The organism is Paenibacillus cellulositrophicus, assembly GCF_009363095.1.
GTDB lineage: Bacteria > Bacillota > Bacilli > Paenibacillales > Paenibacillaceae > Paenibacillus_AQ > Paenibacillus_AQ favisporus.
Window position 1 is genome coordinate 6,112,194 of the sequence record NZ_CP045295.1, and the last position, 12,341, is coordinate 6,124,534.

At 53.3% G+C, this 12,341-nt stretch carries 13 protein-coding genes; 10 read left to right on the plus strand and 3 right to left on the minus strand.

Annotated elements, in window-relative coordinates; all coding sequences use genetic code 11:
* The first annotated feature begins 167 nt into the window (after positions 1-167).
* From GCU45_RS27820 to GCU45_RS27835, 4 genes are all read left to right on the plus strand, one after another.
* Positions 168-677, plus strand: coding sequence for a sigma-70 family RNA polymerase sigma factor (locus GCU45_RS27820; RefSeq protein WP_152402151.1), 510 nt, complete (start codon positions 168-170; stop codon positions 675-677).
* Positions 649-999: a hypothetical protein gene (locus GCU45_RS27825; RefSeq protein ID WP_152402153.1), complete on the plus strand. Its 351-nt coding sequence runs from the start codon at positions 649-651 to the stop codon at positions 997-999. The genes GCU45_RS27820 and GCU45_RS27825 overlap by 29 nt, the downstream gene beginning before the upstream one ends.
* 112 nt (positions 1,000-1,111) lie before the next feature.
* Positions 1,112-3,241 (plus strand): carboxypeptidase-like regulatory domain-containing protein, encoded by a 2,130-nt coding sequence (locus tag GCU45_RS27830; RefSeq protein WP_167527251.1) that lies wholly within the window; start codon positions 1,112-1,114, stop codon positions 3,239-3,241.
* 123 nt (positions 3,242-3,364) lie between these two features.
* Positions 3,365-3,997, plus strand: coding sequence for a GDSL-type esterase/lipase family protein (locus tag GCU45_RS27835; RefSeq protein WP_341874529.1), 633 nt, complete (start codon positions 3,365-3,367; stop codon positions 3,995-3,997).
* A gap of 65 nt (positions 3,998-4,062) precedes the next feature.
* On the opposite strand, the gene GCU45_RS27840 is transcribed toward GCU45_RS27835, so the two are convergent.
* From GCU45_RS27840 to GCU45_RS27850, 3 genes are all read right to left on the minus strand, one after another.
* Positions 4,063-4,731 carry a tetratricopeptide repeat protein gene (locus tag GCU45_RS27840; protein ID WP_152402159.1) on the minus strand — a complete coding sequence of 223 codons (669 nt, stop codon included), beginning with the start codon at positions 4,729-4,731 and terminating at the stop codon, positions 4,063-4,065.
* Positions 4,732-4,776: 45 nt separating this feature from the next.
* Positions 4,777-6,762 (minus strand): GTP-binding protein, encoded by a 1,986-nt coding sequence (locus GCU45_RS27845; RefSeq protein WP_152402162.1) that lies wholly within the window; start codon positions 6,760-6,762, stop codon positions 4,777-4,779.
* A gap of 114 nt (positions 6,763-6,876) precedes the next feature.
* Positions 6,877-7,302 (minus strand): hypothetical protein, encoded by a 426-nt coding sequence (locus tag GCU45_RS27850; RefSeq protein WP_152402163.1) that lies wholly within the window; start codon positions 7,300-7,302, stop codon positions 6,877-6,879.
* Between the two features lie 238 nt (positions 7,303-7,540).
* On the opposite strand from GCU45_RS27850, the gene GCU45_RS27855 reads away from it, so the two are divergent.
* The 6 genes from GCU45_RS27855 to GCU45_RS34060 all read left to right on the plus strand — a co-directional run bounded on the left by GCU45_RS27855 (position 7,541) and on the right by GCU45_RS34060 (position 12,327).
* Positions 7,541-9,211, plus strand: a complete 1,671-nt coding sequence (locus GCU45_RS27855; protein WP_152402166.1) for a glycoside hydrolase family 13 protein — start codon at positions 7,541-7,543, stop codon at positions 9,209-9,211.
* A 204-nt stretch (positions 9,212-9,415) separates the two neighbouring features.
* Positions 9,416-10,006, plus strand: a complete 591-nt coding sequence (locus tag GCU45_RS27860; RefSeq protein ID WP_089546510.1) for an HD domain-containing protein — start codon at positions 9,416-9,418, stop codon at positions 10,004-10,006.
* A gap of 129 nt (positions 10,007-10,135) precedes the next feature.
* Complete coding sequence (locus tag GCU45_RS27865) at positions 10,136-10,789, plus strand: SGNH/GDSL hydrolase family protein (RefSeq protein WP_152402168.1); 654 nt, start codon at positions 10,136-10,138, stop codon at positions 10,787-10,789.
* Positions 10,790-10,843: 54 nt separating this feature from the next.
* The gene (locus GCU45_RS27870) at positions 10,844-11,092 is read left to right on the plus strand and encodes a helix-turn-helix domain-containing protein (protein ID WP_076168349.1); all 249 of its coding nucleotides are present in this window, start codon (positions 10,844-10,846) and stop codon (positions 11,090-11,092) included.
* 185 nt (positions 11,093-11,277) lie between these two features.
* Positions 11,278-12,090 (plus strand): glycoside hydrolase family 25 protein, encoded by an 813-nt coding sequence (locus GCU45_RS27875; protein WP_167527252.1) that lies wholly within the window; start codon positions 11,278-11,280, stop codon positions 12,088-12,090.
* Positions 12,091-12,213: 123 nt separating this feature from the next.
* Positions 12,214-12,327: a sporulation protein YjcZ gene (locus GCU45_RS34060; RefSeq protein WP_192714767.1), complete on the plus strand. Its 114-nt coding sequence runs from the start codon at positions 12,214-12,216 to the stop codon at positions 12,325-12,327.
* Positions 12,328-12,341 lie beyond the last annotated feature (14 nt).

Consider the following 12,341-nt stretch of genomic DNA (forward strand, 5'->3'; position numbering starts at 1 on the left):
TGAAAATAACGAGAGCCGGTTCCGGAAAGGGACCGGTTTTTTGGCGTTTTTCCTTTTTTTTGCAACCTGAACGGGTTTGGGTGCATCTTTATAGTAGAGGGGAGGTAGCCGTACTGGACGTAATCGGGAGACTGAAGCAAAAAGATGAGGCGGCACTTCAATGGATTATGCGTCAATTCGGTGACGAGCTGTTGCGAACGGCGTTTCTTCTGCTCCGTGACAGGTATGATGCCGAGGAAGCGGTCCAGGACAGTTTTATTCAAGCCTTTCGGCATATCGAACAGCTTCAGGATGAGAGCAAGCTTAGGAACTGGCTGATCCGCATTGTCGTAAACAGATGCAGAATGAAGCAGCGTGCCTGGTCGTGGAGACGGTTCTTGCCCTCGCCGCGGATGGAGGAAATGATGGGAGGACTTCCTACCCCCGGCCCGGAAGAGAAGCTCCTGACGAAGTGGAGGAATGAGGGTCTGAGCCAAGCCATTCATAGGCTGAAATACATCTACCGCGAAAGCATTACGCTTTACTATTTTAATGAGATGAGCGTGTCCGACATTGCCGGTTACCTACAGCTTAGCGAGAACACCGTCAAGGCTCGATTGGCCCGCGGACGCCAACAATTGCAGCAGATGCTGGAACAGGAGGAGCTTGATGCGAAAAACAGAACAGCTTTTGATTAAACGGACTTTGGAGCAGGAGCTATCCGAAATTCGGTTTACCCAAGCTGCGGAAGTACTGAGAGCAACCCATCCACGGAACTGGAGAGACCGGGTGCGGGCTTTTTTGAACAAAGAACTGGAACTGCCGCTTGTGCCGCTGGGGACAGCCTCATTGTTCTTTCTGGCTGCGTTGTTCGTATACCATTTGGTCGAGCAGCCGAAAACTCATCCTGGCGGGCCACAGCAGCATCTTCGTGAATTGATTGAAGAAGGCGGAAGCTATTATTGGAAAGACGAATATGAGCGGAAGGTGAATAGGCATGAAGGTGACCATCAAAGTTAAGCATTTGATTTTGTCCACTGCTGTCTTTCTCCTGCTCATAGCTGGATCTCTGGTAGCCCTTTCCCGTCAAAGCCCCCCGTCTCAAAACACTGATCAGGCGGTGGGGAGCAGCTTGAGCAAGCAGGAGGTTTTCAAGCGGATTCGGGAATCGGAGGATGAACAGAAGTGGACATATATTCGCAATTACCTGATCGGCAGGGAGGGAGCCGAGCTAACAAACAGCTACGACATATATGTCGGGCCGGGAACATCGGAATGGAGCTCGGTAACGGATGAGGGACAGGGGCAGCTGCCTCCCATCACGTTGAAGGAAAAATTCCCCTATTTGGAGGCTTATGTAGAATCGGGACCCGCTGATTTTCATTTGGCCGGAGCGGCGTTGCTTCTTTCGTACTATTACGAAGGAGCGGGGCAATGGAAAAAAACGATCGAGCTGCTGGAACGTACCGAAGAACGGCTGCCTGCTTCACAGATGTATGCTGCTCAGAAGTTGAAAATAAGAATGGCCGAGGTCGCGGGAAACCATGGAGACATGGATCTTTTTCGTCAGATCAGCGCCGATTTATCCCGCGAGCTTAAACAAAATCCAGACACTCGCATCGTGGAGAAGTTCAGCTGGCTTCAGACCAGATATCTGGGCGGAAACGAAAGCATTCAGCAATATTTGAAAGCACTAAAAAAATGGGAAGGATCCCCGGTCGATGGAAGCGGGAAACAACCAACGTTGATCTTGGAGCAGCCCACTCTGCTGAAACAGGGATTGCAAAAGCTTGCTGACTCAAGATCGGACCGGCTGCCTGAAGTGTCCGGTACGCTGAAGAGAAGCGACGGTTCACCGATCGCCTATGCTGGCGTTTATTTACGGACGAAGGACAGCGTGCAAGGAAGCCTTCAGTCGGATGAACCTTACCAAACGATGACCAACGGGAAGGGGGAATATACGATCAAAGGGGTGCTTCCAGGAAGCTACCAGCTGTATTTGGGGCTTGAATTGGACCAGATCAGCGGGTGGACTTGGCCTGCGGAATCCGATGAATGGGTTCGTGTTGGACTTCAGGATGTAACCCGGAATGCCGTTTTACAGCCGCTGCTGGAATTGGATTTTCCTGTTAACCAGACGACGGTCCGCGAAGATCGGATCACCTTTGCATGGGAGCCTGTACCGAGGGCCGCTTATTACGATGTATACCTCGGAGTGCAGATTCATTCAGGTTCGTTCAGCCAGCCGGTTATGACGAAGGTTGACACAACCCGAACAACGATAAAGACCGAGGAACTCTATCATCTCCTAAGCGGTATTTCATCCTATTCAGATCAGGACGGGAAGATGGTCACGGATCCGCTGTCCCTGCTCGGGTTCTCCAATCCGGAGAACCGCTTCTTCTGGACCGTGAATGCATATGACAAAGATGGCCATCTGCTCACCCGAAGTGACGGGTATCGCGTCGGAAACGACAAAATCGGAAACCTGCCATTCTTTTATCTGAAGGAGAGAGAATTGACACTGGCGGACCGCACACTCCTGGCAGGGAATCTGGATCAGGCTATGAAACAATATGAGCAGGCATACAAGGACGATCCGGCCGATACGCACAGCCTTCATATGCTGATCGTGATGATCGATGCACAAATATCCGAACACCGATCCAACGGATCGGATTCCTTCGACCGAGAAAACGCCGAAAAACAGCAAGAGACTTATTTGAAGGAAATGGTTCAGCTTCATCCGACCTCCGGATATTTGTCGAGACTGACAGACTATTACTATAAGAAAAAGGATTGGCAGGCTTACAATGTCTATTTCAAACTTTATGAAAAAGTGGCGGCGGGAGATTCATGGGATGTTGATCTGTCGACCCATGCGATGGCCATGATGAGACAGGGGAAGCTGAAGGACGCGGAGGCATTATTGGTTCAATCGATGGAGGATGATCCCTCGCATCGAAGGGTCGGACAATACCTTTCCCTGATCCTGTACCGGGAATGTTCCTTTAAAACAGCTAGGCAGCTAGCCGGTTCGTACCCTGACCTAGCTTCAAACGAGTCAAACGATTGGGGGCGCATGGTGGAAAGTATGGAAGAAGAGTCAGCCTCCAATGCTGATTATGACAAAGCTATACACAAGTATCTTGGATGGTACCTTCAGGATCAGCAGGAACTGTTGGACGCATGGCTGCGAAAAAGGGATCCATCGTACCTGGCTTTGAGGGCATTTACTCAAGCCCTTCAGAACAGCGAGTGAAATATTCGGGGTCCCTTCTCCCTGAAAATCAAAAATCCCGCGCATGGTCCCGTTTCGCTCCCAGGCCCGGTTACATATACTGCATTAAGCAGCTTATGAGTCAGAAGGGGGGCGAAGGCTTTGGTGTATTCATACACCGCGATAGGGGATTCATTGACCGTCGGTTTTGGAGCCTTGCCGGGAAACGGTTTTGTTCCAGTGTATCGGGGGATGGCGGAACAGCATGTAAGAGCTTTTGTATCTTATGAAAATTTTGGCGTAAACGGGTTGACGACGTCAGGCTTATATGATCACATCTCCAGAAATGGGGCGATGCGGCAGGCGATCAAGCAGGCGGAGATCATTACGATTTCTATTGGCGGCAACGATCTGATTCGGGCGGCCAAAAACGCACCGTTCGGCTCGAAGGCTTCCCAGCATTTCAACCAAGCGCTGAGCCAGTGCAAAACGAATGTGTCGGGAATTCTCCGCACGATCAACCAATTAAAAGGCGGGGGCCAGCGCCCTTACATTATTCGCGCCGTAGGCTTGTACAACCCGTATCCGCAGGTTGAAGAGGCGGGTTACTGGGTACAGCAGTATAACCGTTTTTTAAACGGATACGCCGGCGGAAACCTGGGGGTCGCCAACATTTACGGTTCCTTTCAGGGAAGGGAAAGGGAACTGCTGTCGCTTGACCATCTGCATCCAAACGGCAGGGGGTACCGGGTGATTGCGGAACAGCTTAACTCGTTGGGGTACCGGCCTTTGGCCTAAGCAGCCCGGCACAAAAAAACAGACCCGGCAATCGGGTCTGTTTTTTTGCTGGTCTGGACCCGCACTCACTTGCGAAGCATGCTGAGGACGGCCCACTTTCGTTCCTGGCGCTTTTTGTACAAGGGCAGCGCGCGGTACAGATCGATCGATTCCTGGAACGCCGCTTTGGCTTCCTGGGTCCGGCCTAGGGATTTGTACATCATCCCGAGCAGGTAGTAGCCTTCACAGGAGGAGGACTGGATCTGCTGGAATTCCTGCACGTAGCTCACGGCCTTAGCCTGGTCGGTGCTCTTATAAATATCCGCCAGTCTCAAATAAGGGCGGCCGTATTTGACGCGGGGGTTCAGCTCAAGCGCGCGCAGGATGTGCTGCTCACCCTCCTGAATGCGCCCCAGCTTGAGCTTGACGGTACCGAGGTCATCCCAATATTCGGCGGAATCCTCGGACTGGGTTTCGATGGATTCCAGCAGGCGGAGCGCCTCAGGATACTTTTTCCGTTCGATCAGCAGGCGGGCGAGCTCGTGCTTGGAGGAGACATCGCTGGGGCTCATCGTCACGTGGGCTCTCAGCTTGGATATCCGGTTCATCCGTTTAAATGGCTTGGTCACGCTCGGAAAAATGCCCACAAATTTTCTGTCCAGCAAATAGACGATGATCAGCAGGACAAGGATGGCCAGGAAAGGGTTTCCGAGCAGCCGGGCCAGTATGAAAAACAGGGCGATTTTAATAAACATAAATCCTCCTTATGAAAAACGCCGGGCCAGGCTGCAGCGAGCAGCCTATTGGCTCGACAGTGCGCTTCGTACGCTTAAAATGTATTTCGATTGATCCAGCGGATTGACGCCCCGTCTCTGGCGGGCGGCATTGGTTTCCGGCGGGGCTTCCTGATATCCGGCAAAAGAGGAAGCCATCACGCCGCGGCCGCCGGTCATGGACCGCAGCTTCACCGGAAATTCGAGCGAAGTCGCCGCCGGAATGATGCCTTCGACCATAAAGCGTCCGTGCAGGATGGAAGGCGGCTCAAACTCCGCGCGCATCTGCACCAGGTCGCTGAGGATTTTGCCCCCGTAATCCTCGGGGGTGGTGATGCGGAACCGAAGCAACGGCTCCAGCAGGGTCGTGCCCGTCGCGGCCAAGCCGTTCATGATGCCCATCGGCGTGGCGACGACAAAATCGAGCGGATGCGTATGCCATACGTGATGCTCTCCTTCAACGAGGGTTACCCTGAGGTCGGTGACCTCCCAACCCAGAAGTCCCTGCTGCAGGGCCTCCGGCACGCGCCGCTCCACCTCGTTCTGGTAGCTCGTCAGCAGATCTTCGCTCCGTACCTGGGAGCTGTATACGAGGCCGCTCCCGCGGGGGAGCGGTTCGATCGTGAAGCGGAGCACGGCCCAGCACGGCTTGGGCATCGTATAGGCGATAAAGCCTTCACCGGATTGGCTCGGCGTTTCCTTATAAATTACGGAAGGCTGGCCGAACCGGACCTTCAGGCCAAAACGGCTCTCCAGCTGGCTGGACAAAATTTCGAGCTGGATGGAGCCCATCACTTTAAGATGGAGCTCCCGCTCGCTCGGAAGCCACTGCAGATCGAGCAGCGGATCCTCGTCGGTGAGCTCCTGAAGCGCCTCTACCAAGTCCTGATAGCGCGCTTCTTCCTCGGCCTGCACCTGAACGGTTAACAGCGGTACGGCGATGGAAGGGGAAGGGGGGATGAGCTCGCTGCTGCCCAGAATATCGCCGATCTTGGATTGGGACAGGCCGTATACCGCGGCGATATCTCCGGCATGCAGCTCCCCCAAATCTGCGAATTTGCGCCCGTCCATTTTCCGGATTTGGGTTACCTTTTCCTGAACGTCCTGCGTCAGATTACGGACGGCGTCTCTGTTCTTCAGAGTGCCGTTATAGAGCCGGACGTAGGCGGCGCGTCCCATCGTTTTGTCCCGTTCGATTTTGAACACGACGCCCGACAGCTCGCCCTCATTATCGCCGGTTGGCCCGGGCAAATACGCTGTTGCATGATCCAGCAGCTCCCGGATGCCGATGCCCCTCTGTGATGAGCCGAAGAGGACGGGGAATAACCGGCCCTGACGGGTCAGCCCGGCGAGCATGCTCCGCAGCTCTTCCGGCGCAATCGGCTCCCCTTCGATAACCCGCAAAAGCAGCTCTTCATCCACATCTGCGCAGGCCTCCACCAACTGTACGTACTCCGGACGTTCAAGCTCCCCATCCTTGGCGGGGTCCAGAATGGAATGCATACCGGCAAAGTCCTCTGCTTCACCTATCGGAATTTGAAGCGGGACGGCGTGAGGAGAGAGGAGCCGTTTGATTTCATCCAGGACGGAAGCGGCGGACACGCCGGTCCGGTCCATTTTGTTCACGTATATTAACGTCGGGATGTTTAAGGATCGGAGCGCATGCCACACCGTTTCCGTCTGGGATTGAACGCCCTCGGCCGCGGATACGATGAGGATGGCCCCATCCATAACGCGCATCGACCGCTCCACCTCGGATAGAAAATCGACATGGCCCGGCGTGTCGATGACGTTGATATGTATGCCTTTCCAATGAAGCGTGGTCGCGGCGGCACGCACGGAGATGCCCCGCTCCCGCTCGACTTCGAGCGAATCGGTCAGCGCCGTTCCTTGATCCACGCTGCCCAATGTGCGGATCGTGCCGCTCTCAAAGAGCATATGCTCGGTCGTGGTCGTTTTACCCGCGTCGATATGGGCAAAAATGCCGATGTTTCTCGTTTCTTTGGTCGTCATAGCGCTGATGCCACCCCGTATGCTTCGGATTATAGTGACTCTATTATAGCATGGGGGAACGATCCGCAGCCTTTTTCGCGCGAATTCAAGGACTCCGAAAAATTGCAAGCCGTTTTATTTTTTCGAGATTTGAAAGGTGAATTTCCATACGGCCTGGTTTCCCGAATATCGGCCCCGGTTTTCTGTGACCGTCACTTTCATCTCCACCAGCTGGGTTTTCTTTGTCAGCGTGCTGACTTTAATCGATTTCTGTGCTTTCCCCTCGTCCGGAATCTTGTCCTGTTCTTCGGCGTAGGCGTACAGATTGATCGAACTCACGTTTTTGAGGGTGACGGAACTGCCCTCCTCCACTTCCTTACCGTTCACAGAAGCCGTGTAATACCACTCATTGCCAACATGCTCGTTCTTAACTAACTGAACGCTCACCAGTTTGACATTCCAGCCGGTAGCGGATGCAGCCAAGGCAGGTGTGGCGCCGGCAACCACGATCAACAGAACGGCAGTGATCCATAAGCCTAATTTTTTGATGAATGAATCCATTGTGTACCGCCTTTCGCTATAGTCCATATAGAAACTTCTTTTAATAAGGTAGACCCCTATCGTACTATAACCCCTTTTGTTAAATTGTTCCATATGCAATTTGGGAAATTAGCGGATAACGGTTTACACGCTGTTTCGTTATAGGCCGCCCTGGTTGGGGTAAGCATAAAAGGATGGAATTCTGCTGCCGCGAGTATGGCATTGGCGGTGTATATGCAAAATGGGAGGAATGACGAATATGGAACGCACGTGGTGGAAAGAAGCCGTCGTGTATCAGATCTATCCCCGCAGCTTTAAAGACAGTGACGGCGACGGGGTCGGCGATATTCAAGGGATCGTGTCGAAGCTGGATTATTTGCAGGAGCTGGGGATAGACGTCATCTGGCTCTCTCCGGTCTACAAGTCGCCGAATGACGATAACGGTTACGATATCAGCGATTACTTCGAGATCATGGACGAGTTCGGCACGATGCAGGATTGGACGCAGCTGCTGGACGGCTTGCACGAACGCGGAATGAAGCTGCTTATGGATCTGGTCGTAAACCATACATCGGATGAGCATGCCTGGTTTGCGGAGTCCCGCTCATCCCGGGATAACCCTTACCGCGACTATTATATCTGGCGCCCAGGTAAAGGCGGGAATATGCCGCCGAACAACTGGAGGTCCTTTTTCAGCGGGTCGGCCTGGAAGTATGATGACACGACCGGAGAATACTATTTGCACCTGTTTTCAAAGAAACAGCCCGACTTGAACTGGGACAACCCGAAGCTCAGGCAATCGGTGTACGAGATGATGACCTTTTGGCTGGATAAAGGCGTGGATGGCTTCCGCATGGACGTCATCAACCTGATTTCCAAAGTGCCGGGGCTTCCAGACGACGGGGAGGACGGACTTGGAGATGGCAGCCCTTATTTTATGAACGGCCCGCATGTGCATGACTATTTGCGGGAGATGAACGAGCAGGTGCTGTCGAAATACGATGTGATGACGGTTGGGGAGACACCGGGCGTATCTGTGGAAGAAGCTCTGAAGTATACCGGAGCGGACAGGAAAGAGCTGCAAATGGTGTTTCAATTTGAGCATATGGACGTCGATGCGGGTGACGGCGACAAATGGACCGTGGTCCCATGGACGCTGCAGAAGCTGCGCGGCGTGCTTCATAAATGGCAGACCGGGCTGGCGGAGGACGGATGGAACAGTCTGTATCTCAACAATCATGACCAGCCGCGGATGGTGTCGAGATTCGGCAATGACGGTGAATACCGGGTTCCTTCGGCTAAAATGCTCGCTACGCTGCTGCACACCCTTAAAGGCACGCCTTACATCTATCAGGGCGAGGAGCTCGGCATGACGAACATCCAATTTAACAGCATTGAGGACTACCGGGATATTGAAATTTTGAACATGTACGAGGAACGGGTCACGCAGGGAAATGCGGATCCGGGAACGATCATGGAATCGATCCATGCCAAGGGAAGGGACAATGCGAGAACGCCGATGCAGTGGAATGCCGGGCCCAATGCCGGGTTTACGATAGGTACGCCTTGGATCCGGATCAATCCCAATTACAAGGAAATCAACGCGGAAGCGTCGATGAGCGATCCGGATTCGGTCTTCCGCTATTATCAGCGGCTGATCGCTTTGCGCAAGCAGAATCCCGTGATGGTATACGGGGATTACCAGCTCCTGCTGCAGGATAACGAGCAGATTTATGCGTATACCCGTACTTTGGGCGAGGTGATATGGCTTATCGCTTTGAATTTTTCGGAATCGGCTGCGATCCTTGAACTTGACGACAGGTACAGCGGCATGAAACGGGAGCTGATCATCGGCAACTATCCCGAGGACGGAATGGAACCCGAGCGGCTGCGCCCTTATGAGGCAAGAGTCTACCGGATGTTCACGTAATGTCCGGCTGCTCAAAGAACAGACTTCTCAAAGAACAGACTTCTCAGAACATACTCTCGCAATGAAGGAAAGCGTCCCGGCCATGGCCGGGTCTTTCTTTGTTAAAAGGAGAGAAGAATTGCATGGAATGCCGGAAGCGTGTCCGTTTTGTCACGGGCTGTTGGATATGATATGTTCGTCCTAACGTATAGGAGGTTGTTACCCATGAATGAACGTTTGAACCGGCAGATCGAATTTATCAGGGAAATCGACAAGCTGAAGACGATCTACCGCCAGTCGTACCTGATGGACAAATCCCGGCACGAAAATGATGCGGAGCACACCTGGCATATTACGCTCATGGCCTGGCTGCTCGAGGAGCATTTGGATCAGCGGAAGGTAAACCTGCTTCGGGTCATGAAAATGCTCCTGGTTCACGATTTGGTTGAAATCGATGCAGGTGACACTTTCGCTTATGATGAGCAGGGCCAGGAAGGGAAATTCGAGCGGGAAATGGTCGCGGCGAAGCGGATTTTCGGGCTTCTGCCCGTCGATCAGCGTGATGAAATGCTGGCCCTGTGGCTCGAATTCGAGCAGCGGGAAACCCTGGAATCGCGCTATGCGGCGGCCATGGACCGGATTCAGCCGCTGCTTCACAATTATTTTACCGGGGGAAAAGCGTGGCAGGAACACGGAGTTGCGGCAGACCGCGTCCGGGCGCGGATCGTTTTTTTGCAGGAGGACCTCCCGGACCTGTATTCGCTGGTTCAGCACTTGATCGACGACGCGGTCAAACAGGGGTATCTCCGCCCCTGATCCCGAACAGAATAAGGGACTTTTCGGTATAGACGGTCCCCGCCAATGTGATAGAATGATAGTAACTGCTAAGCGAACTGCGATCCACATATTACTTGCCTGAACGCAAAAAGGAGAGGGACTAGAGCGATGAAGCTGAGCCAAAATGATACATTACTCTTTATTGGGGATTCCATTACGGATTGCGGCCGCGTCCGGCCGGTCGGGGAAGGCGGCTTCGGCCAGCTGGGCAGCGGTTACGTCGCACAAGTCGACGCGCTGCTGAGCGCGGTATACCCGCAGCTTAACATCCGGGTGCTGAATACGGGAATCGGCGGAAATACCGTCCGCCATTTGAAGGAGCGCTGGGAGAGCGACGTGCTCGACCTGAAGCCGGACTGGCTTTCGATCATGATCGGAACCAACGATGTGTGGCGCCAATTCGACCGTCCGCTGAATCCGGATCAGCATGTGTATTTGGACGAATATGAAGCGACGCTGAGGGAACTGGTGCAAACGACACGGCCGAGGCTGAAGGGGCTCGTTTTGATGACTCCATATTACCTCGATCCGAACGTGAACGACCCGATGCGTGCAACGATGGACGTCTATGGGGCCGTTGTCAAAAAGGTCGCCGCGGAATTTGACGCCATCTTCGTCGATACACAGGCTGCTTTCGACGCGTTGTCGGAGCATGTCTATCTGTCTTCGTTGGCTACGAACTGGGACCGTGTCCACCCTGGATCCCGCGGACATATGACGCTGGCGAGGGAATTTCTGAAAGCGGTCGGCTTCAGCTGGTAAGTTAATATTGAAAAAGTTGCCCTGCCTTCCGATATATAGGTTGAGGTGATACGGATGGCCAAGAAGGGGCAAGTTTTTAGCTCATACAGCCTGGATACCAAACGGAAGGCCGTACATATGCGTCTTCAAGGGATGACCAAAAAAGAAGTGGCTGCCGCATTAGGCATCGCCGACATCGGCCGGTTAAAGGTATGGATGAGGAAATACCGCGAGCACGGGGAATCCGGGCTCATGGATCAACGAGGCCGCTCAAGGGAAACGCTGACGATCGATCGGCCCTTAGCGGAACCGGTTCAGCATTAAATTTCGGGGAAGAAGCTCTGATTTGACAGGGCTTCTTCTTTTTTTCGCGGGAAGGGCCGGGCCGGAGCACATTTTGCAAATGGGTCTGGATTGTCCATACGTTTGTGCATTTATGACATATGGATAAAATAACCTTACAATCAGCCATATATGCCGCAAAAGTAATCCGAATGGAGGTGTTGTCAGTGCAAAGCCGGAGTGCAACCCACGCCAAAGGCATAGATGTGTCGCATTGGCAGGGCATCATCGATTGGAAGAAGGTCCGCGGCGCGGGATATTCGTTTGCCTTTCTTAAAGCGACGGAGGGATCCCGGATCGTCGACGACCGCTTCCGGGCCAACGCGCAGGACGCCAAAAACGCGGGGCTTCTCATCGGGGCATACCATTTTACCCGTGCGGCCTCACCGGGTGATGTCAAGAACGAAGTGGATCATTTCCTTCAGGTGATTGAAAGTGCCGGGGGGCTGTCCGCATTCAAGCTGCCTTTTGTGCTGGATATCGAAACGAAGGAAGGACAGAACAAGGCGCGGATCAGCCAGATCGTGAATACGTGGGGAACCCAATTCAAGCAGCGGACTGGCCGAACCCTGATGATCTATACGTTTCCAAGCTTTATCGATTCTTACCTGGATTCGTCGCTCGGCTCTTACCCGCTGTGGTATGCCTATTACGCCAGCGGTACGCCGGCCAACAAGGCCGGCTGGAAAGCTTGGGAATTTATCCAGTATACCAACAAGGGCAAAGTGCCGGGGATCAGCGGCGACGTTGACCTGAACGAGTATAAAGGAAGCGAGGCGGAATTAATGGCAGCATACAGCAATCCAACGCCGAACACCAGCGAAACTGCTCCGCAGTGGAAAGAGTCGGGAAGACAATGGCTGATCGATCAGGTGGGAATCAGTCCCGACTGGAAGGCCGAAGATCCGGTTGATATCGGGACGCTGGGCAGCATTTTGCTCAAGTATACCCAGAATGTCCTGGGCAAAAAGCAATCCTGATTGGCTTAACGTACCCTTCGCGTAAAATAGGCTGTGCTCTCGCCATGAAAATTGGGTCTTTGACCAGGCCATGGGGAGCGGGCTTTCATACCATAAGAGTATGAAAACGGAGGAGGGAATGAAATGAGCGGAGTCGTTGGAGGTTATGGCTGCGGCGTAAATCCTTTCGCATCGACAGGTGCAATTTTGGTCCTCTTTATTTTGTTGGTCATCATTACCCGTTCTTTCTGGATATAACGTCTACAGAAATA